The organism is Pseudomonas sp. 2957, from assembly GCF_031456345.1.
GTDB classification, from domain to species: Bacteria; Pseudomonadota; Gammaproteobacteria; order Pseudomonadales; family Pseudomonadaceae; genus Aquipseudomonas; species Aquipseudomonas siliginis.
In genome coordinates this window covers 269577-290167 of sequence record NZ_JAVDUL010000001.1, presented here as the reverse complement: position 1 = coordinate 290167, position 20591 = coordinate 269577, and the positions used below count along the sequence as shown (strand labels likewise).

The 20591-nt window shown below is 60.7% G+C and carries 17 protein-coding genes and 2 tRNA genes; 15 read left to right on the top strand and 4 right to left on the bottom strand.

Translation table 11 applies throughout. The annotated features are described in order from the left end of the window. Positions 1-28 precede the first annotated feature (28 nt). From J2Y39_RS01315 to pdeM, 6 genes are all read left to right on the top strand, one after another. Positions 29-757, top strand: coding sequence for an ABC transporter permease (locus J2Y39_RS01315; RefSeq protein WP_016771383.1), 729 nt, complete (start codon positions 29-31; stop codon positions 755-757). Beyond that, entirely contained in the window at positions 754-1464 is a 711-nt protein-coding gene (locus tag J2Y39_RS01310; protein WP_130912856.1) for an ABC transporter permease, read from the top strand. The genes J2Y39_RS01315 and J2Y39_RS01310 overlap by 4 nt, the downstream gene beginning before the upstream one ends. 27 nt (positions 1465-1491) lie before the next feature. After that, positions 1492-2610, top strand: coding sequence for a M14 family metallopeptidase (locus J2Y39_RS01305; protein WP_310214586.1), 1119 nt, complete (start codon positions 1492-1494; stop codon positions 2608-2610). Positions 2611-2622: 12 nt separating this feature from the next. Next, on the top strand, positions 2623-3387 hold the full coding sequence (locus tag J2Y39_RS01300; protein WP_310214583.1) for an ATP-binding cassette domain-containing protein: 765 nt from the start codon (positions 2623-2625) through the stop codon (positions 3385-3387). Positions 3388-3582: 195 nt separating this feature from the next. Continuing rightward, complete coding sequence (locus J2Y39_RS01295) at positions 3583-6072, top strand: ligase-associated DNA damage response DEXH box helicase (RefSeq protein ID WP_310214580.1); 2490 nt, start codon at positions 3583-3585, stop codon at positions 6070-6072. Then, a complete protein-coding gene (gene pdeM / locus J2Y39_RS01290; RefSeq protein ID WP_310214578.1) occupies positions 6069-6722 on the top strand; it encodes a ligase-associated DNA damage response endonuclease PdeM in 654 nt (217 codons plus the stop codon). Before J2Y39_RS01295 ends, pdeM begins: the two co-directional genes overlap by 4 nt. 44 nt (positions 6723-6766) lie before the next feature. Here the strand turns inward: pdeM and J2Y39_RS01285 are convergent, their stop codons facing one another. Both J2Y39_RS01285 and dcd read right to left on the bottom strand, forming a co-directional pair. Further along, positions 6767-6976: a hypothetical protein gene (locus J2Y39_RS01285; RefSeq protein WP_016771389.1), complete on the bottom strand. Its 210-nt coding sequence runs from the start codon at positions 6974-6976 to the stop codon at positions 6767-6769. Between the two features lie 107 nt (positions 6977-7083). Continuing rightward, complete coding sequence (gene dcd, locus J2Y39_RS01280; protein WP_007940589.1) at positions 7084-7650, bottom strand: dCTP deaminase; 567 nt, start codon at positions 7648-7650, stop codon at positions 7084-7086. 355 nt (positions 7651-8005) lie between these two features. Here dcd and J2Y39_RS01275 point away from each other — a divergent pair, with 355 nt between their 5' ends. Next, entirely contained in the window at positions 8006-8215 is a 210-nt protein-coding gene (locus J2Y39_RS01275; RefSeq protein WP_002554837.1) for a cold-shock protein, read from the top strand. 118 nt (positions 8216-8333) lie between these two features. On the opposite strand, the gene J2Y39_RS01270 is transcribed toward J2Y39_RS01275, so the two are convergent. Next, a complete protein-coding gene (locus J2Y39_RS01270) occupies positions 8334-9341 on the bottom strand; it encodes a DUF481 domain-containing protein (protein WP_024011896.1) in 1008 nt (335 codons plus the stop codon). A gap of 165 nt (positions 9342-9506) precedes the next feature. Here J2Y39_RS01270 and J2Y39_RS01265 point away from each other — a divergent pair, with 165 nt between their 5' ends. The 4 genes from J2Y39_RS01265 (at position 9507) to J2Y39_RS01250 (ending at position 14279) form a co-directional block, all read left to right on the top strand. Further along, positions 9507-9860, top strand: coding sequence for an MGMT family protein (locus J2Y39_RS01265; RefSeq protein ID WP_071174585.1), 354 nt, complete (start codon positions 9507-9509; stop codon positions 9858-9860). Between the two features lie 43 nt (positions 9861-9903). After that, on the top strand, positions 9904-11463 hold the full coding sequence (locus J2Y39_RS01260) for an AmpG family muropeptide MFS transporter (RefSeq protein WP_041478070.1): 1560 nt from the start codon (positions 9904-9906) through the stop codon (positions 11461-11463). 129 nt (positions 11464-11592) lie between these two features. Then, a complete protein-coding gene (locus tag J2Y39_RS01255) occupies positions 11593-13308 on the top strand; it encodes a proline--tRNA ligase (RefSeq protein WP_024011894.1) in 1716 nt (571 codons plus the stop codon). A gap of 17 nt (positions 13309-13325) precedes the next feature. Beyond that, the gene (locus J2Y39_RS01250) at positions 13326-14279 is read left to right on the top strand and encodes a hypothetical protein (RefSeq protein WP_236168033.1); all 954 of its coding nucleotides are present in this window, start codon (positions 13326-13328) and stop codon (positions 14277-14279) included. A 100-nt stretch (positions 14280-14379) separates the two neighbouring features. On the opposite strand, the gene dinB is transcribed toward J2Y39_RS01250, so the two are convergent. Continuing rightward, a complete protein-coding gene (gene dinB / locus J2Y39_RS01245; RefSeq protein ID WP_236168034.1) occupies positions 14380-15441 on the bottom strand; it encodes a DNA polymerase IV in 1062 nt (353 codons plus the stop codon). Positions 15442-15720: 279 nt separating this feature from the next. Between dinB and J2Y39_RS01240 the strand changes: the two genes are divergently transcribed. The 4 genes from J2Y39_RS01240 to J2Y39_RS01225 all read left to right on the top strand — a co-directional run bounded on the left by J2Y39_RS01240 (position 15721) and on the right by J2Y39_RS01225 (position 20305). Then, positions 15721-15797: transfer RNA gene (locus J2Y39_RS01240), tRNA-Met, on the top strand. 217 nt (positions 15798-16014) lie between these two features. After that, positions 16015-16091 (top strand) — tRNA-Met (locus J2Y39_RS01235). A 279-nt stretch (positions 16092-16370) separates the two neighbouring features. Further along, positions 16371-19010, top strand: coding sequence for a bifunctional lysylphosphatidylglycerol flippase/synthetase MprF (gene mprF, locus J2Y39_RS01230; RefSeq protein ID WP_236168035.1), 2640 nt, complete (start codon positions 16371-16373; stop codon positions 19008-19010). After that, positions 19010-20305, top strand: a complete 1296-nt coding sequence (locus J2Y39_RS01225) for a virulence factor family protein (protein ID WP_150743344.1) — start codon at positions 19010-19012, stop codon at positions 20303-20305. Before mprF ends, J2Y39_RS01225 begins: the two co-directional genes overlap by 1 nt. Positions 20306-20591 lie beyond the last annotated feature (286 nt).

The following is a 20591-nucleotide window of genomic DNA, read 5'->3' as shown; positions in this document are numbered from 1 at the left end:
CTTTTCCATCCGCTCAGGTTGCTGATTTATGTTTGAAACCCTCCTGCAAAATCTGGGGCTGGCCTCGTTCAGTCTGCAGGGCTTCGGCCCGTTGCTGCTGCAAGGCACCTGGATGACCATCAAATTATCGGCAATGTCGCTGCTGGTGGCCGTGTTGCTCGGCCTGCTCGGCGCCAGTGCCAAACTGTCGAAAGTCAAACTGGTGCGCCTGCCCGCGCAGCTCTACACCACGCTGATTCGCGGCGTGCCGGATCTGGTGCTGATGCTGTTGATCTTCTACAGCCTGCAAACCTGGTTGACGTCGCTGACCGACTACATGGAATGGGAATACATCGAAATCGACCCGTTCAGCGCCGGCGTGCTGACGCTGGGCTTCATTTATGGCGCGTATTTCACCGAGACCTTCCGTGGCGCCATCCTCGCGGTGCCGCGTGGTCAGGTCGAAGCCGCCACCGCGTATGGCCTCAAACGTGGCCAGCGTTTTCGCTTCGTGGTGTTTCCGCAAATGATGCGCTTCGCGTTGCCGGGCATCGGCAACAACTGGATGGTCATGCTCAAGGCCACCGCGCTGGTGTCGATCATTGGCCTCGCCGATCTGGTCAAGGCTGCCCAGGACGCCGGTAAAAGCACCTATCAACTGTTCTACTTTCTGGTCCTCGCCGCTTTGATCTATCTGCTGATCACCAGTGCTTCGAACTTCATCCTGCGCTGGCTCGAACGCCGCTACGCCGCCGGTGCCCGGGAGGCCGTACGATGATCGAACTTCTCCAGGAATATTGGCGCGCCTTCCTTTATACCGACGGCCAGAACATCACCGGGCTGGCGATGACGATGTGGCTGCTGACCGCGTCGATCTGCATCGGCTTCGTCGTCTCGATTCCGCTGTCGATTGCCCGCGTCTCGCCGCACTTCTACGTCCGTTGGCCGGTGCAGTTCTACACCTACCTGTTCCGGGGCACGCCGCTGTATATCCAGTTGCTGATCTGCTACACCGGCATCTACAGCCTCGCCGCCGTGCGCGAGCAGCCGATCCTCGACAGTTTCTTTCGCGACGCGATGAACTGCACGATCCTCGCCTTCGCTCTCAATACCTGCGCGTACACCACGGAAATTTTCGCCGGGGCGATTCGCAGCATGAACCATGGCGAAGTCGAAGCGGCCAAGGCTTATGGCCTGACCGGCTGGAAGTTGTACGCCTACGTGATCATGCCGTCGGCATTGCGCCGCTCGTTGCCTTACTACAGCAACGAAGTGATCCTGATGCTGCACTCGACCACCGTGGCGTTCACCGCGACCATTCCCGATATTCTGAAAGTCGCGCGGGATGCCAACTCGGCGACCTTCCTGACCTTCCAGTCATTCGGCATCGCCGCGCTGATCTACCTGACCATTACTTTTGCGCTGGTCGGCCTGTTCCGCCTCGCCGAACGCCGCTGGCTGGCCTTCCTCGGGCCGACTCACTAGCACCGGTTTGAAAATAAAGAGATAACAATGCGCCACCAGATCCATGACTTGCTGGCCCCGCTGCCGGGGACCGCACGGCAGATTCACAGCTTCCACTTCGGCCCACCGCAGGCCAAGGGCAAGGTTTACATCCAGGCGTCGCTGCACGCTGACGAACTGCCGGGCATGCTGGTCGCCTGGCACCTGAAACAGCGTCTGGCCGAACTGGAAGCTGCCGGCCGCCTGCGCAGCGAAATCGTCCTGGTGCCGGTGGCCAACCCGGTCGGCCTCGAACAAGTGCTGATGGACGTGCCGCTGGGCCGTTACGACCTGGAGAGCGGGCAGAACTTCAATCGCTGGTTCGTCGACCTCAGCGAAGAAATCGGCAACGCCATCGAAGGCCTATTGAACGACGATGCGCAGCACAACCTCGAACTGATCCGCGCCAGCCTGCGCAACGCCCTCGACCGTCAGAAGCCGACCACACAACTGCAATCCCAGCGTCTGACCCTGCAACGCCTGGCCTGCGATGCCGACATGGTGCTGGACTTGCACTGCGACTTCGAATCGGTGGTGCACCTGTACACCACGCCCGAGGCGTGGCCACAGGTCGAGCCCTTGGCGCGCTACATGGAAGCGCAGGCCAGCCTGCTTGCTACCGATTCCGGCGGGCAGTCGTTCGACGAGTGCTTCACCCTGCTCTGGTGGCAACTGCGCGAGCGCTTCGGTGAGCAGTTCGAGATTCCGCTGGGCAGCTTTTCGGTGACCGTCGAATTGCGCGGCCAGGGCGACGTCAATCACCCGCTGGCCAGCCGCGATTGTCAGGCGCTGATCGACTATCTGATCCAGTTCGATGCCATCGTCGGCGAGACCAAGCCGCAACCGCCACTGCCGTACCCTGCCACGCCGCTGGCCGGGGTCGAACCGGTGACCACACCAGTCGGCGGCCTGCTGGTGTACTGCGCCACGCCCGGCCAATACCTGGAAGCCGGCCAGCAGATCGCCGAAATCATCGACCCGGTCCACGACAAGGTCACCCCCATTCATTGCACCGCCGCCGGCCTGCTGTATGCGCGCTCGCTGCGGCGCATGGCCACTGCCGGCATGGTCATCGCCCACGTCGCGGGCGCCCAGGCCTATCGCAGCGGCTACCTACTTTCGCCTTGAGGATGCTCGTCCATGTACAAACTGACCGTTGAAGGCCTGCACAAAAGCTATGGCGATCATCAGGTGCTCAAAGGCGTTTCGCTCAAGGCCAAAACCGGCGACGTGATCAGCCTGATCGGCGCCAGCGGCTCGGGCAAAAGCACCTTTTTGCGCTGCATCAACTTCCTTGAACAACCGAATGACGGCGCCATGAGCCTTGATGGCCAGGCGATCCGCATGGTCACCGACCGCCACGGCATGCACGTTGCCGACGCCGATGAACTGCAACGCCTGCGCACGCGGCTGGCGATGGTGTTCCAGCATTTCAACCTGTGGAGCCACATGACCGTGCTGGAAAACATCACCATGGCCCCGCGCCGGGTGCTGGGTTGCAGCAAACAGGAAGCCGAGGATCGCGCCCGACGTTATCTGGACAAAGTCGGCTTGCCGGCGCGGGTCGCCGATCAATACCCGGCGTTTCTGTCCGGCGGCCAGCAACAACGCGTGGCGATCGCCCGGGCACTGGCGATGGAACCGGAAGTGATGCTGTTCGACGAACCGACCTCGGCACTCGACCCGGAACTGGTCGGCGAAGTGCTGAAAGTGATTCAGGGTCTAGCCGAGGAAGGCCGGACGATGATCATGGTCACCCACGAAATGAGTTTTGCGCGCAAGGTGTCGAATCAGGTGCTGTTTCTGCATAAGGGTCTGGTGGAAGAAGAAGGTGCGCCCGAAGAAGTGCTGGGCAATCCCAAGAGTGAACGCCTGAAGCAGTTCCTCAGCGGCAATCTTAAATAAGGTTGGCAACCCACCCCTGTGTGGGAGCGAGCCTGCTCGCGAAAGCGGTTTATCAGTCAACATCAATGTTGAATGTGCAATCGCATTCGCGAGCAGGCTCGCTCCCACAGGGGGAATCCATCGACCGACAAAGTTAAACTTGTCGCCCCGCTTCGCTGTCTCTGAAACAACACCTCCAGAGCGCACGCAGCCGGCATGGCGAAATCCCCCGACTTTGCAAAAACCTGGTTCAGCGCCCGCGACTGGAAGCCGTTCGCCTTTCAGAAACAGGTGTGGGCGGCGGTGAAAAACGGCGAATCCGGGTTGCTCCACGCCAGCACCGGCGCCGGCAAAACTTATGCGGTATGGTTTGCTGCGCTCAACCGCTTCGCCCGCCTGCAACCGCCCGTGGCTACACCGCGCAAACGCAAACCGCCGGCCGAACCGCTGACGGTGCTGTGGATCACGCCGATGCGCGCCCTCGCCGCCGATACCGCCCGCGCGTTGCAGATTCCGGTGGATGACTTACAGATTCCGTGGAGTATCGGCCTGCGCACCGGCGATACCAGCAGCAGCGAACGCGCGCGTCAGGGCCGACGTCTGCCAACGACGCTGATCACCACACCGGAAAGCCTGACCCTGTTGCTCGCCCGCGCCGATGCGCGCACGGCGTTGTCGACCCTGCGCATGATCGTCGTGGATGAATGGCACGAATTGCTCGGCAACAAACGCGGCGTGCAATTGCAACTGGCCCTCGCCCGCCTGCGTCATTGGCAGCCGGAACTGATTGTCTGGGGGGTATCCGCCACCCTCGGTAATCAATCCCACGCCGAGCAAGTGCTGATCCCACAGGGCGGCGGCGTCAGTGTCCAAGGCAAAAGCGAAAAAACCCTGCAAGTCGACACCCTGCTGCCACCGGCCATCGAGCGTTTTCCCTGGGCCGGCCACATCGGTCTGAAGATGCTGCCGCAAGTGGTCGCCGAACTTGATGCCTGTGCCAGCAGCCTGGTGTTCACCAACACCCGCGCGCAATCGGAGATCTGGTATCAGGCGCTGCTGGAAGCGCGGCCGGACTGGGCCGGGTTGATCGCGCTGCACCACAGCTCACTGTCACGCGATACCCGCGACTGGGTCGAGCAGGCGCTGAAGAATGGCCAATTGAAAGCGGTGGTGTGCACCTCGAGCCTGGACTTGGGTGTGGATTTCCTCCCGGTCGAGCGCGTACTGCAAATCGGCTCGGCGAAAGGCGTTGCGCGGTTGATGCAACGTGCCGGGCGCTCCGGCCACGCACCGGGGCGCACCTCGCGGGTGACGCTGGTGCCGACCCACAGCCTGGAACTGATCGAAGCGGTTGCCGCACGCGACGCCGTCGAACAGCGGCGCATCGAGCCACGCCTGTCACCGCACAAGCCGCTGGATGTGCTGGTCCAGCATTTGGTCAGCATGGCCCTTGGCGGTGGCTTTATTCCTGAAGACTTGTACGAAGAAGTCCGTGGCGCCTGGGCCTATCGCGACCTGACAGCGGCAGACTGGGCCTGGGCGCTGGCGTTCGTACGCCATGGTGGGATGTCTCTTACAGCGTATCCGGATTACCGCCGGGTCGAGCCGGACGAACACGGCGTCTGGCGTGTGCCGGATGCGCGTCTGGCGCGGCGCCATCGCATGAGCATTGGCACCATCGTCAGCGACGCGAGCATCAACCTGAAATTCTGGAGCAAGGGCGGCGGTGGCAAACAACTGGGCAGCGTCGAGGAAGGCTTTATCGCGCGACTGAAACCCGGCGATGGTTTCCTCTTCGCCGGCCGCCTGCTGGAACTGGTGCGGGTGGAAAACATGACCGCCTACGTCAAACGCAGTACCGCGAAAAAGGCTGCCGTGCCGCGCTGGAATGGCGGACGCATGCCGTTATCCAACGAACTGGCCGAAGCGGTGGTCACGCGCTTCAGCGCCGCTGCTCAAGGTCAATTCAAAGGCCCGGAAATGCACGCGTTGCGGCCGCTGCTGGAGACGCAGATACGCTGGTCCGGTTTGCCAACCACTGACAATCTGCTGGCCGAAGTGCTGAAATCCCGCGAAGGCTGGCATCTTTTTCTCTATCCGTTCGCCGGGCGACAAGTGCATCTGGGACTGGCGAGCCTGCTGGCATGGCGCGTCAGTCAGCGCCAGCCGGTGACCTTCTCGATTGCCGTGAATGATTACGGCCTGGAACTGCTCAGCGCCACGCCGGTGGATTGGGCCACGCATCTCGACGCTCACCTGTTCAACGCCGATGACCTGTTGCTGGACGTGCTCGCCAGTCTCAATGCCGGTGAACTGGCGTTGCGCCGCTTCCGCGAAATCGCGCGGATCGCCGGGCTGGTGTTCGCCGGGTATCCGGGCGCACCAAAAAGCACCCGCCAGGTGCAGGCGTCGAGTGGCTTGTTTTTCCAGGTGTTCAAACAATATGACGCCGACAACCTGCTGCTAGCCCAGGCCGGGGAAGAAGTCCTACGCGAAGAGCTGGATATTCGCCGTCTGGAACAGACACTGGAGCGCATCAATCAGATGAAACTGGACGTGCACCAGGTTAAACGTCCTACACCGTTAGGCTTTCCGCTGCTGGTGGAGCGGATGCGCGAGAGCATGAGTTCGGAAAAACTGGCTGACAGGATCAGAAGAATGGTTGGTGACCTGGAAAAAACCGCTGATAACGGGAAATCGCCGTGAGTGCGTACCCGGTGCGTTTGGCCGGTGAGGAGTTGTGGCTGCTGCCGGAGAAAGCGCTGTACTGGCCAGCGCAGGAAGCATTGCTGATCGCCGACGTGCATTTCGGTAAGGCGGCGGCCTATCGCAGCCTCGGCCAGCCGGTGCCGCATGGCACGACGGCGAGCAACATCGAGGTAATCGACGCGTTGCTGGCGCGGTTGCCGTGTCGCCAGTTGATCTTCCTCGGGGATTTTCTGCATGGGCCTGGTTCACATGTCCCGACCACGCTGAATGCGCTGGCAGAGTGGCGCGCACGGCACGCTGACCTGCCGATGACACTGATTCGCGGCAACCACGATAAACGCGCAGGCGACCCACCAGCCTCGCTGAATATTCGCGTGGTTCCAGAGCCGCTGTTACTCGGACCGTTCGCCCTGCAGCATGAGCCCGATCCGCATCCCGAGCGGCACGTGCTCGCGGGCCACGTGCATCCGGTTTATCGATTGCACGGCAAAGGTCGGCAGAGCCTGCGCCTGGCCTGTTTCAGACTCGGTGAGCGCATCAGCCTGATGCCGGCATTCGGTGCGTTCACCGGCGGCTATCAGGTCGAGCGCGACGACAGCTGCAAAGTCTTCGTGATCGGCGACAACGAAATATGGCCCATCAGCTAGATCGCAAATCGATCAGACTGACGGGCCATATTCATGACAGTGGATCAGGCCACAGGCGCCGGAGGCGGCTCGTCCGGCAGCGTCGGTTCGCCTGGTTCGGTCGGTTGTTCGTTGGGAGTATCGGGATCGGGCTGGCCGGGCACGCCGCCGGACAGGCTCAAAGACGGATTCGCCAGTAACGACCAGGCCAGAACGCCTATCTGATTGGGCTCAAGCCTTGCCAGTTCAGCGCTGATTCGCGGGTCGATCTTCATAGGGCACTCCTCAGTGAAGGCCCGAATCTGTGTGTAACAAAAACGGGCAGTACACCCCATAGAGTGTCTGCCCGCCAAAGAATTCCCGACATCCGTCGGATGGTCGATCAGGTACGCGGCAAGGTCACGCCACGCTGGCCCTGGTATTTGCCGCCACGATCCTTGTAGGAAACTTCACATTCTTCATCGGATTCGAGGAAGAGCATCTGCGCCACACCTTCGTTGGCGTAGATTTTTGCCGGCAGGTTGGTGGTGTTGGAGAACTCCAGGGTCACATGACCTTCCCACTCAGGCTCAAGTGGAGTGACGTTGACGATGATGCCGCAGCGCGCGTAGGTGCTTTTACCCAGGCAGATGGTCAGCACGTTGCGCGGAATGCGGAAGTACTCGACGGTGCTGGCCAGGGCGAAGGAGTTCGGCGGAATGATGCAGACGTCGCTGTGGATGTCGACGAAGCTGCCGGCGTCGAAGTTCTTCGGGTCGACAATGGCCGAGTTGATGTTGGTGAACACCTTGAAGTGGTTGGTGCAACGCACGTCGTAGCCGTAGCTCGACACGCCGTAGGAAATCACCCGGCTGTCGTCGCTGCCGCGCATCTGGCGCTCGACGAACGGTTCGATCATGCCGTGTTCCTGCGCCATGCGGCGAATCCACTTGTCCGATTTGATGCTCATGGCGGGTTTGTCCTGAATAGCGAGGTGGAAAAATTCTGTCCGGCATCTTACCGGGCGCGTCGCCTCGTTCAAAGTGCGCAACGCAATTCTCGGCGAACACCCCGTATTTACGCGATGTGGCGACGAACCGTCGCACCGCCGATCCCTAAAACACAGAATCCTTTGCAAGAAACATTGGCACGTTCCGGAAAAAGGGTTAAGGTGGCGTCACTGTGTTGCTTGTGTCACTGAGAATCTCTACACGATATGTTGAATTTCGATCCAACCATCTACAAGAATTTTTCCTGCTCTTTGCACTCAGTCTCGGCCAGGGTTCTTCCTGAGTCGCAGTTATCTTTGTTCAAGGAGTTACACCATGTCTAATCGCCAAACCGGTACCGTTAAGTGGTTCAACGATGAAAAAGGCTTCGGCTTCATCACTCCACAATCCGGTGACGACCTGTTCGTTCACTTCAAAGCTATCCAATCCGACGGCTTCAAAAGCCTGAAAGAAGGCCAACAGGTTTCTTTCATCGCTACCCGCGGTCAGAAAGGCATGCAAGCTGAAGAAGTACAAGTTATCTAACTTGTAGCTTCTTTAGAAAAGAGCCCCGCCCTTAAAAGCGGGGCTTTTTTGTGGGCGCCTGTTTTGCGCTGGCAAAAAAAATCGCGACCCTTGGGGCCGCGAATTTTTGTTTCTGCCCTTACCAGGCGACGCCAAACCCTGCGGTATAACGGGTCTTGTTCAGATCCGCATCGTTGGTGCCACTGATGATGTCGCGCTCGGCCTTGAGGTTGAGCGAGGCCCAGTCGGTGACCTTGTAGCGCAGGCCCAGTTCGGCATCCAGTGCGTAATCGGCAACGCCCGACAGCGGCTTGCCGACTTCGCCATTGGTGAAGAACTCGACCTTCTTGCCGATCAGGTAGCGGTTGTAGTCCCACTTCATCGCGACGGAATAGAAGTTGTCCTTGCTGCCATCGCGGTATTCATAGTCGGTGCGGTTGAGCAAGGAGCCCAGCGAGAACGCACCCAGTTCATCGTCCCAGAACTGGTAACCCGGACCGGTACCGACCACACGCTGACGCGCGAGCTCTTCGATGTGATCACGCTTGTAGTTGATGCGCCCTTGCCAGAACCACTGATCGGTAAGGAAGCGGTCGAGGGAGTATTCGGCGCGCCAGTTGTTGGTGGTGGTTTCCGCATCTTGGACTTCGCGGTTGTACTCACCCTCGCCGGTATGGCGCCAGCGGCCATGGCGAGCCGAAGTCTTGAAGGCAACGTCGTAATCGTCGGTGTCCTTTTCGGCGCGCTGATAGTCCAGCGCCAGATCGACGTTGCCCTTCCATACCAGGTCGGTGACGATCGGCTTGGGCTTGAGGATCTGCTGAATGCTCGCCAATTCGACAGTCTTCGGCGCCTCGCCGTTGGCCAGGGTGACCTTGCCATCGTCGGCCGCGGTGAGCGACTTCGACACTTCGCCGGCATAGGCGTCCTGCTTCACCAACAGATGCTGATCGCTGTCGAGGGTCTTGACCTCTTTCCAGTCAATCGCCACTGCGCCGGCGTATTTGGTCTGGATCAACAGCTTGCCGCCGTCGAAAACCGTGATAGTGCCACTCAGCTTGTCGCCGTTTTTCAACCAGACGGTGTCGGCAAGCAGGGGCGTGGACGCGCTGAAAACAGCAAGGCACAACAGGGTTCTGGGGAACATAAGCAGATCGGGGGCTCAGAGTTGGCGAAAAGGGTCGGCATTATCCGTAGGATTTTGCCCATGACAAGGACTGACCGGACTATTTCAATTGAGTTCATTTCTCAACTGCGCCACGAGCGATTACCCTTTTCGCCATCATCACGCCAATGCTCAGGAGCCGCGTACGTGAAAGACCCGCTCGACAGCGTCGAAAACGATGCGCAAATCCGACGCACGGCACTCTACTCAACACTCGCGCAAGTGCCTGAAGGCAAAGTCGTCAGTTATGGCCAGTTGGCCGAACTTGCCGGGCTGGGCCGCGCCGCGCGCTGGGTTGGGCGGACTTTGAGCCAGTTGCCCGGCGACACCAGGCTGCCCTGGCACCGCGTGCTCGGCGCCGGCGGGCGCATCAGTCTGCCGGTCGGCAGCCCTTCCGGTGACGAACAACGAGCGCGATTGCGCATGGAAGGCATCACCGTCCAGAACAATCGTGTGGATATTCGGCGCCATGGCTGGCGTCCGGTAGAGCACAGCGGTTAGAGTGCGCGCTTTGTTTTCGCAATTTTGAGGCAGACTTCAGCCCATGCCCCGTAAAACCTGGCGCGCCGCGCTCGCCGCCTATGCCAGTCCTTCGACGCTCGTGCTGTTGTTGCTCGGTTTTGCCGCCGGCCTGCCGTACATGCTGGTGTTCTCGACGCTCTCCGTATGGCTGCGTGAAGCAGGCGTGGCCCGTGAAACCATCGGCTATGCCAGCCTGATCGGCCTGGCGTACGCGTTCAAATGGGTCTGGTCGCCGCTGCTCGACCAATGGCGCCTGCCCTTGCTGGGCAAACTCGGCCGTCGCCGCTCCTGGCTGGTGCTCTCCCAGGCACTGGTGATTCTCGGCCTGATCGGCATGGGTTTCTGTGATCCGCAGAAGCATTTGTCCTGGCTGATCGCCATTGCCGTCGTGGTTGCCTTCGCCTCCGCCACGCAAGATATCGCGGTCGACGCCTATCGCCTGGAAATCGCCGATGACAGCCGCCAGGCCGCTCTCGCCGCCAGCTACATGTCCGGTTACCGCGTCGCCGCCCTGCTCGCCACCGCCGGCGCGCTGTTCTTCGCCGAAGGTTTCGGCTCCACCGGCTTCAACTATAAGCACGCAGCTTGGACCGGCACCTATGTGCTGTTCGGCGCATTGATGGTGCCCGCGCTGCTGACCACGCTGTTCATGCGTGAACCACCGGTGCCGCTGCGCACGCAGTTGCAGGCCGGGCGCTACACGTTCATGCATCAATTGATGTCGGTGTTCGTGCTGATCGTGCTGCTGGTTTCCGTACCGGCGATGTTCACCCAGCTATACAACACCGATTTCGCCGGCGTGCTGTTCGGCGACATGAGCCCACTCGACTTGCTGCTCGAAGACCGCGCCTTCCTGCGTGCCATCCTCTATACGTTGCTGACGGGGATGTGTCTGTCGGCCATGGGCCGGCGCGGACTGGCGCCGGTACTGACGCCGATCAATGACTTCATCCTGCGTTATCGCTGGCAGGCGCTGCTGCTGCTGGGCCTGATCGCCACTTACCGAATGTCCGACACGGTAATGGGCGTGATGGCCAACGTGTTCTACATCGACCAGGGTTTCACCAAGGATCAGATCGCCAGCGTCAGCAAGATTTTCGGCCTGATCATGACCCTCGTCGGCGCCGGCATGGGTGGCCTGTTGATCGTGCGTTTCGGCATTCTGCCGATCCTGTTTATCGGTGGTGTGTCTTCGGCAGCGACCAACCTGCTGTTCGTCATGCTCGCGGACATGGGCCCGAACCTGCAGATGCTGGTGGTGACCATTTCCCTCGACAACTTCAGCTCGGGCCTGGCGACATCGGCGTTCGTTGCCTACCTGTCGAGCCTGACCAACCTGAAGTTTTCCGCTACGCAATATGCCCTGCTCAGCTCGATCATGTTGCTGCTGCCGCGCCTGATGGGCGGCTATTCCGGCGTGCTGGTCGAGAAGTTCGGTTATCACAGCTTCTTCCTCATTACCGCCCTGCTCGGCGTACCGACGCTGCTACTGATCGCGCTGCACTGGTTCCAGGAGCGCCGCCGCGAAGGACAAACACCGACGCCCGAGCCTGCACCGACGCCCGTCACCGAAGAATCGTAGGACGCTTCGCCAATGGCGGGAGGAATCCCGCCGCTGGCGCCTTCCGCCGGCCACACTTCTGTACGTCAGCAAAACTCGCCGGTACACTGCTCCGTCATTTCCAGTCATAGCAACCGACAACGGCCAACCATGCGCACCAGTCAATTTTTGCTCGCCACACAGAAAGAAACGCCTTCCGACGCGGTCGTGATCAGCCACCAGCTGATGCTGCGCGCCGGCATGATCCGCAAGCTTGCCTCGGGCCTGTACACCTGGCTGCCGATGGGCCTGCGGGTCATGCGCAAGGTCGAAGCCATCGTTCGCGAAGAGATGAACGCTGCCGGTTCTCTGGAAGTGTTGATGCCGAGCACCCAACCGGCCGAGCTGTGGCAGGAATCGGGGCGCTGGGAAGAATACGGCCCTGAGCTGCTGCGCATCAAAGACCGCCACGGTCGTGATTTCTGCGCGGGCCCGACCCACGAAGAAGTGATCACCGATCTGATGCGCAACGAGTTGAGCAGCTACAAACAGCTGCCAATCAACCTGTATCAGATCCAGACCAAATTCCGCGACGAAATCCGCCCGCGCTTCGGTTTGATGCGCGGCCGCGAATTCATCATGAAGGACGCCTACTCCTTCCACGCCGATCAGGCGTCGCTGCAGATCACTTACGACCGCATGCATGAAGCCTACTGCAACATCTTCACGCGTCTGGGTCTGAAATTCCGTCCGGTAGAAGCCGACAACGGCTCGATCGGCGGCGCCGGTTCCCACGAATTCCACGTGCTGGCCGAGTCCGGCGAAGACGATATCGTCTTCAGCAACGGTTCCGACTACGCGGCGAACATCGAAAAAGCCGAAGCGGTGCCACGGGAAACCTCGCGCCCTGCGCCAACCGAAGAACTGCGTCTGGTCGACACGCCGGACACCAAAACCATCGCCGCCCTGGTGGAAAAATTCAATCTGCCGATTGAAAAGACCATCAAGACCCTGATCGTCCACGCCGAAGAAGAAGGCAAGCTGATCGCGCTGGTGATTCGTGGCGACCACGAACTGAACGAGATCAAGGCTGCCAACCAGCCTGGCGTGGCCAGCCCGCTGGTGATGGCCTCCGATGCCGAACTGCGTGACGCGATTGGCGCCGGCGCCGGCTCGCTCGGCCCGCTGAACCTGCCGCTGCCGATCATCATCGACCGCTCGGTCGCGATGATGAGCGACTTCGGCATTGGCGCGAACATCGACGACAAGCACTATTTCGGCGTGAACTGGGAGCGTGATCTGCCGGTTCCGACCGTTGCCGACCTGCGCAACGTCGTCGCCGGCGACCCAAGCCCGGACGGCAAAGGCACGCTGGAAATCAAGCGCGGCATCGAAGTCGGGCACATCTTCCAGCTGGGCAACAAATACAGCAAGGCGATGAAGTGCGAAGTGCTGGGCGAAAACGGCAAGCCAGTGACCCTGGAAATGGGCTGCTACGGCATTGGCGTTTCCCGCGTGGTCGCCGCTGCCATCGAGCAGAACAACGACGCCAACGGCATTATCTGGAGCGACACCCTGGCGCCGTTCCAGATCGCGCTGGTACCGCTGCGCTATGAAACCGAACAGGTGCGCGAAGCCACCGACAAGCTCTATGCCGAACTGACGGCGGCCGGCTTCGAAGTGCTGCTGGACGATCGCGACAAGAAAACCAGCCCGGGCATCAAGTTCGCGGACATGGAGCTGATCGGCATTCCACACCGGATCGTGGTCAGCGACCGCGGCCTCGCCGAAGGCAACCTGGAATACAAGAGTCGTTCCGAAGCAGAGGCGCAAGCACTGCCGGTGGCCGATGTTGTGTCCTTCCTTCAGGCCCGTATCCGCCGCTGAAACCAGATAGAGACGTCATGTTCAAGCGAAACACCTTAGGCCTCGGTGGCGCCGCCCTGTGCGGCGCCCTGCTGGTCAGCGGCTGCGCCAATCACATGTCGCAACGCAGCGAGCACGAAGAGCGGGTCGAGCGAAAGTTGCTCGATCACAGCCTGCAGATCGATGTCGGCGAGCCCAAGGTGCTCGAGCTGCCGCAGCGACGCGTGAAGATCAACGAGCAGAAGACTTTCGAAGTCACCGAGTTCGAGGTCACCCGTCGTTACGACCGCTACACGCCTTACCAACCCTGGCGCGAAGTCTACGAGATTCCGCTGGGCGCGGTGGCCGTGGTCGGTGGTGTCGGTGCCAACGTGGTCAACGTGTTTGCCCTCGGTAACCTGCCGGATAGCGTCACCAAGGATTGGCTGAGCTATGGTTTCGCCGGGCTCAACCCGTTCATGAACGTGCAGTCCAACGGTCGCGCGCAGCAGAACCTCGCCGGCATCGACGAAGTCCAGCGCGACAAGCGCACGGAGTATTCGAGCCTGCCGTGGAGCGAACGACCGGTGCAGGTCAAGGCCGGCAAGCAGACGTTCGACATGACCACCGACCGCAACGGCGTGCTGCGCTTGAATCTGCTCGACATTCCGTTCGCCGAACATGACCTCAACCATGTTGGCCGCTTGCAGATCAGTGTCGAGGACGCCAAGGACGATGTGCATTCCGACTCGACCCTGATGCTCAGCGGCCACCTGCGCGGCAAGTTGATTGAGGCGCACGGGCTGATTTATGACGACCTGGAAGATGACGAGGTGAGCCAGTGGGTACACCGGGTCAAACGCCTGTCGGAGCTGGGCCTGGAAGAAGAAGCCAGCGAACTGGAACAAAGCCTGATCGAACTGACCCGCAATGATCCTGAGTTGCAGACTGAGTTTCTCAAGTCTCTGGCCAAGGATGCCGGGCGTTTAGTGGCTGATCCGGGACCGAATTAAAGCTTAAAAGCTTCGCGAGCAGGCTCGCTCCCCCAGAGGAATGCATTCTAACTGTGGGAGCGAGCCTGCTCGCGAAGAGGCCCTGCCAGGCATCGCGAATCTACCGCTCAAACAACTCCATCTGCTCAAACCCGCCGCGCAGATCCTCCAGCCTCACTCCTACCCCCAACAACCGCACCGGCTTGCCGCCGCGATTGAACGCCTGCGTCAGCATCAACTGGTAACTGCCAAGGTCCCGCCCTGCCCCGGCCTGTTCCAGCGTGGTCTGGGTGAAATCATGGAATTTGACTTTGACGAACGGTTTGCCCGGTCGATAACTGCTGTCGATTCGGGCCATGCGGTTTTTCAAGGTATCGAGCAACTCGGGCAATTTGTCCAGGCAGCTGCGCAAGTCCGGCAGATCAACGTCGTAGGTGTTTTCCACACTGATCGACTGGCGGCGGCTGTCGTTGTGCACCAGCCGGTCATCGATTCCACGGGCGAGATTCCACAAGCGCTCGCCGAAACTGCCGAATTCGCGCACCAGCGCCAGCCTGCCCCACTCGCGCAGGTGCTGGCAGTCAACGATGCCAAGCTTGCCGAGCTTGTCGGCGGTGACCTTGCCGACGCCGTGCAGCTTGCTCACCGGCAGACCACTGACGAACTCCTCGACCTGATCCGGGGTGATCACGAACAAACCGTTGGGTTTTTTCCAGTCGCTGGCGATCTTCGCCAGAAACTTGTTTGGCGCAACGCCAGCCGAGACGGTGATGTGCAATTGGTTGGAGACCCGGCGGCGAATGTCCTGGGCGATGCGCGTAGCGCTGCCGCCGAAATGCGCGCTGTCGGACACATCCAGATAGGCCTCGTCCAGCGACAGCGGCTCGATCAGGTCGGTGTAGTCGGCGAAGATCGTATGAATTTCTTTCGAAGCTTCGCGATAAGCGTCCATGCGCGGCTTGACGATGGTCAGGTCCGGACACAGCTTTAATGCATGCCCGGAAGCCATGGCCGAGCGCACACCATAGGCGCGCGCTTCATAGTTGCAGGTGGCGATCACCCCGCGTCGATCCGCTGAACCACCCACCGCCAGTGGCTTGCCGGCCAGACGCGGGTCATCGCGCATCTCGATGGCGGCATAGAAACAGTCACAGTCGATGTGGATGATTTTTCGCTGGGTCATGTCGGAAAAAGACAACGTGGCAAGCCGGAGCGGCAGTATCTCATTGGTACCTGTATATAGCACCAGTGGTTGAATGTTCTTTTCCGACCGTAGGAGATTTCCGATGAATTTATTTTTTCAATCACAGATCAGCGCGCAATAGAGCTGAAAGCCTTGCGCCACTTGCCCTGCGCGCCGGCCGCCCGCCGTGAAAATACGCTAAGCGCTTGAACCTCAACAGATTTATCCGGATCGACGGTTGACACACTCGCGAACCTCTGTAGAATGCCGCCACACAGACGCGGGATGGAGCAGTCTGGTAGCTCGTCGGGCTCATAACCCGAAGGTCGTCGGTTCAAATCCGGCTCCCGCAACCAAACATCAGAAAAGGCTACTCGAAAGAGTGGCCTTTTTTGTGCGCGTCTGTTTTGCAAACGGGCGCCCTGCTCAATCGCTAGCGAAACGGCAATTTGTTGCATTCCCGAAACTTACGCACTACCTGCGACCGTTCGCCGCGATTTCGCAGTTATTTGGCCCATTCCAGGATTAGCGGTTGACACCTCGTCGTTCGCCTGTAGAATGCCGCCACACAGACGCGGGATGGAGCAGTCTGGTAGCTCGTCGGGCTCATAACCCGAAGGTCGTCGGTTCAAATCCGGCTCCCGCAACCAAACATCAAAAAAGGCTACTCGAAAGAGTGGCCTTTTTTGTATCTGTTGAAAAAGTCCTTTCGCAACAATGATCTGTCACTGTGCAGTGAACCGCTAGGGATCATCAGAACCACTGACTTGCGACTATGCTTGAGTCGCGGACAAGGTATCTGCAATCCAGGAACTGCCCTCGCCGATGCCCGACGAGAGGCGTAGTATTTTGTGATTATTTTTTTCTACAGGGATTGGTAACTTGGCTGGATACCTCCATCCTGTCGCGCACAATCCAAGAGGTGATTGATGCGCGCCAACTCGTCTGATCCACAAGACACCGTTACAGCAGAACAACCGATCAAACCCGAGCGTTTGCGCTGGCTGGATCGATTAAGCAAATACCGTCAGCCGATCGGTCTGGCCGTCACGTTGCTGCTGTTTGCCATTGCCCTGATTGCCTGCCGCCATCTGCTCGCCGAGCTCGATCTCTATGCGTTGCATGACTCGATTCTCGACGTGCCGAAACCGGCCCTGCTCGGCGCCATCGGTGCGACCGTGGTCGGTTTCATCATTCTGCTCGGCTATGAATGGTCGGCCAGCCGCTACGCTGGCGTGAAACTGCCGCCGCGCACGCTCGCGCTCGGCGGCTTCACCGCATTTGCGATTGGCAATGCGATCGGCCTGTCGCTGCTGTCCGGCGGCTCGGTTCGTTATCGTTTATATGCGCGACTGGGCGTCGGTGCGTCGGAAGTTGCGCACATGACGCTATTTGCCAGCCTCTCGCTGGGCTGCGCCTTGCCGCCACTGGCAGCGCTGGCCACCCTGAGCAACCTGCCCGCCGCCTCGCAAGCGCTGGGGCTGTCCGAAATCTTGCTGGGCTCGGTCGCCGCTGCCGTATTGATCCTTGGTACGGTGCTGGCGATCGGCATCTATCGTCGTCGTCTGCCGGAACAACCCTACCCCGACAATCTGCTGGTCCGTGCCGGGCGGCGCACCCTGCGCCTGCCGGGTCGACGCCTGACCTTTCTGCAACTGGTGATCACCGCCCTCGATGTCGCGGCTGCCGCCACCGTTCTCTACTTGTTGCTGCCGGAAGCGCCGCCGTTTGCGCCGTTCCTGCTGGTGTATCTGCTGGCGCTGGCCGCCGGCGTGCTCAGTCATGTGCCGGGCGGCGTCGGTGTGTTCGAAGCGATTCTGCTTGCTGCATTTGCCGACAAGCTTGGCGCCGCGCCGCTGGCCGCTGCACTGCTGCTGTATCGCCTGATCTACGTGGTGCTGCCGCTGCTGGTCGCCTGCGTATTACTGCTGATCAACGAAGGCCAGCGCCTGTTTCAATCCCAGACCATGCGCGCGGCGTCCGGTCTGGCCGCGCCGGTTCTGGCGGTGTTGGTGTTCCTGTCTGGCGTGGTGCTGCTGTTTTCCGGCGCGACCCCGGAAATCGACACGCGCCTGGAGCACATCGGTTTTCTGATCCCGCATCGCCTGGTCGACGCCTCGCACTTCGGCGCCAGCCTGATCGGCGTCCTCTGTCTGTTGCTCGCCCAAGGTCTGCGTCGACGCCTGTCGGCGGCGTGGATGCTGACCACCATTCTGCTGCTGGTTGGCGCCCTGCTCTCGCTGCTCAAAGGCTTCGACTGGGAAGAAGCCACGCTGATGACGTTGACGGCCGCGCTGCTCGGCGTGTTCCGCCGCTCCTTCTACCGTCCGAGCCGTTTGACCGAACTGCCGTTTTCGCCGCTGTATCTGGTCGCCAGCCTGTGCGTACTGGGCGCTTCGGCCTGGTTGCTGCTGTTTGCCTATCAGGACGTACCCTACAGCCATCAGCTGTGGTGGCAGTTCACCCTCGACGCTGACGCGCCGCGCGGTCTGCGCTCGCTGCTCGGTGCGGCGGTGTTGCTGGTGATCATCTCGCTGACCTGGCTGCTGCGCACGGCGCGCCCGGTGATTCATTTGCCGACGCCGGACGAACTGGATCGCGCGGCGAAAATCCTCATGGCCTCGTCGCAACCCGACGGCGGCCTCGCGCTGACCGGTGACAAGGCGTTGCTGTTTCACCCCAACGATGAGGCGTTCCTGATGTACGCCCGCCGTGGCCGCAGTCTGGTGGCGCTGTACGACCCGATCGGGCCGAGCCAGCAACGCGCGGAAATGATCTGGCAGTTCCGCGATCTCTGCGACATCCATCACACCCGCCCCGTGTTCTATCAGGTGCGCGCGGAGAATCTGCCGTACTACATGGACATCGGCCTGACAGCGATCAAGCTCGGCGAAGAAGCCAGGGTCGATCTGCAACGCTTCGACCTGGAAGCCAAGGGCAAGGAGATGAAGGACCTGCGCTACACCTGGAACCGTGGCACCCGCGATGGTCTGTCGCTGGAAATCCATGAGCCGGGGCAGGCGCCGATGGACGAGCTGAAAGTGATTTCCGATGCCTGGCTGACCGGCAAGAACGTGCGCGAGAAAGGCTTCTCCCTCGGCCGTTTCAGCGACGATTATCTGAAGCATTTCCGCATTGCGGTGATTCGCTTCGAAGGCCGCCCGGTAGCGTTCGCCAATCTGCTCGAGACCTACAGCCACGATCTGGCCAGTCTCGACCTGATGCGCGCACACCCGGAAGCGCCGAAGCTGACCATGGAATTCATGATGGTCGGCCTGATTCAACACTATAAGAGTCACGGATACGCGCGCTTCAGCCTGGGCATGGTGCCGTTGTCGGGTCTGCAACCCCGGCGCGGCGCACCGCTGACCCAGCGCCTGGGCTCGATGGTCTTCCGCCGTGGTGAGCAGCTGTACAACTTCCAAGGCTTGCGCCGCTTCAAAGACAAGTTCCAGCCCGACTGGGAACCCCGTTATATGGCCGTGCCCGCCGGACTCGATCCGCTCGTGGCGCTGGCCGACACTGCTGCCCTGATCGCGGGCGGCTTGACTGGATTGGTGAAACGCTGATGATTCAACGCTCCCTGAAGTACATCCTGGCCGCCCTGCTGGTATTGGCCGTGATTGCCGGCGGCGGTTACTGGTACCTCAAACGCCCGGCACCGGAACCGACCGTCGAACAACTGAAACCCGCCGATGGCACGGCCATGACCCGCGTGATCCCCGGCAACAAGCCGAAGGCTCAGGTGCTGGTGGCCGTCACCGACGAACAGAAGCTCTCCGAGAAACAACTGACCACCCTCAGCCGCAGCGCCTCGGCGCAGATCGTTCAGGTGATTCTGCCCAAGGACTGCCTGCTGCAAAGCCGCGCCCTGCAATCGGGCCTGCGTGAACTGAATGGCCCGGCCACCCTGGTCAGCGGCATCGGCCCGGGCGCTGTACTGGCGTGGCGCTGGCTGGCGGAACAGAAAGACGACAAGGCCCAGGCCGTCTCCGTCGATCTGGCCCTGGAAAAACCCGGCTGCACTCACCTGCTGCCGAAATCCGCCGCCCACGGCCACTGGCTGGTGGCGTGGAACGACAACCCGGACGATGCCAGCGCAGGCTTCGTGCGCGATCAGCCGAACGCCGAAACCAGCATCAGCGACTACGACATCAACCTGTCGCAAGTGCTGAACAACGAACTGCGCAAAATCCTCGTCGGTGGCGACAAGGCCAACGGCGGCCTGGCGATCCCGGTAGTTGAAGTGCCGGCCGGTCAGGCCAACGACACCGTCACCCTGTTCCTCTCCGGCGACGGCGGCTGGCGCGACCTCGACCGCGACGTGGCGGGCGAAATGGCCAAGATCGGCTACCCGGTGGTCGGCATCGACACCCTGCGCTACTACTGGCAGCACAAGAGCCCGGAGCAAAGCGCACTCGACCTCACCGAACTGATGCAGCACTACCGGCAGAAATGGGGCACCAAGCGCTTCATCCTCACCGGCTATTCGTTCGGCGCTGACGTCCTGCCGGCGATCTACAACCGCCTGCCAGAGAACGAACAGCAACGCGTCGACGCGATCATCCTGCTCGCCTTCGCCCGCACCGGCAGCTTCGAAATCGAAGTCGAAGGCTGGCTGGGCAACGCCGGCAAAGAAGCCGCGACCGGCCCGGAAATGGCCAAGCTGCCAGCGGCCAAGGTTGTGTGCATCTATGGCGAAGAAGAGACGGATGAAAGTGGCTGCACCGACAAGACTGCTGTCGGCGAAGCGGTGAAACTGCCCGGCGGGCATCACTTCGATGAGAACTATCCAGCGCTGGCCAAGCGTTTGGTGGACTTGATTCAGAAGCGCCAGAGCAAGGACTCGGTCGCCGAAGAGTGATCTGAAGCGCATCCACAAAAAGCCCCCGCAACTTCACGGTTGCGGGGGCTTTTTACATCCCAACAGCCACCAAAATCCCTGTGGGAGCGAGCCTGCTCGCGAAAGCGGTGGGTCAGTTTACAGATTCGGCGACTGACACTACGCCTTCGCGAGCAGGCTCGCTCCCACAGAGAAAAAAGTGCCAGGTGTTTACTTTCGTTTACTTCCAGTCTCGCAATATCAGATGACGCCCACAGACCTTGTAGGCAAACTCCGAAACTCTTGTTGGGCCGCTGTGCCGCTCTAT

Coding starts and splice junctions, on each gene's coding strand:
- J2Y39_RS01310 (WP_130912856.1), top strand. CDS start 754: ATGATCGAACTTCTCCAGGAATATTGGCGCGCCTTCCTTTATACCGAC.
- J2Y39_RS01300 (WP_310214583.1), top strand. CDS start 2,623: ATGTACAAACTGACCGTTGAAGGCCTGCACAAAAGCTATGGCGATCAT.
- dcd (WP_007940589.1), bottom strand. CDS start 7,650: ATGAGCATCAAATCGGACAAGTGGATTCGCCGCATGGCGCAGGAACAC.
- mprF (WP_236168035.1), top strand. CDS start 16,371: ATGCGCGCCAACTCGTCTGATCCACAAGACACCGTTACAGCAGAACAA.
- dinB (WP_236168034.1), bottom strand. CDS start 15,441: ATGACCCAGCGAAAAATCATCCACATCGACTGTGACTGTTTCTATGCC.
- J2Y39_RS01250 (WP_236168033.1), top strand. CDS start 13,326: ATGTTCAAGCGAAACACCTTAGGCCTCGGTGGCGCCGCCCTGTGCGGC.
- J2Y39_RS01270 (WP_024011896.1), bottom strand. CDS start 9,341: ATGTTCCCCAGAACCCTGTTGTGCCTTGCTGTTTTCAGCGCGTCCACG.
- J2Y39_RS01295 (WP_310214580.1), top strand. CDS start 3,583: ATGGCGAAATCCCCCGACTTTGCAAAAACCTGGTTCAGCGCCCGCGAC.
- J2Y39_RS01315 (WP_016771383.1), top strand. CDS start 29: ATGTTTGAAACCCTCCTGCAAAATCTGGGGCTGGCCTCGTTCAGTCTG.
- J2Y39_RS01305 (WP_310214586.1), top strand. CDS start 1,492: ATGCGCCACCAGATCCATGACTTGCTGGCCCCGCTGCCGGGGACCGCA.
- J2Y39_RS01285 (WP_016771389.1), bottom strand. CDS start 6,976: ATGAAGATCGACCCGCGAATCAGCGCTGAACTGGCAAGGCTTGAGCCC.
- J2Y39_RS01260 (WP_041478070.1), top strand. CDS start 9,904: ATGCCCCGTAAAACCTGGCGCGCCGCGCTCGCCGCCTATGCCAGTCCT.
- J2Y39_RS01255 (WP_024011894.1), top strand. CDS start 11,593: ATGCGCACCAGTCAATTTTTGCTCGCCACACAGAAAGAAACGCCTTCC.
- J2Y39_RS01275 (WP_002554837.1), top strand. CDS start 8,006: ATGTCTAATCGCCAAACCGGTACCGTTAAGTGGTTCAACGATGAAAAA.
- J2Y39_RS01225 (WP_150743344.1), top strand. CDS start 19,010: ATGATTCAACGCTCCCTGAAGTACATCCTGGCCGCCCTGCTGGTATTG.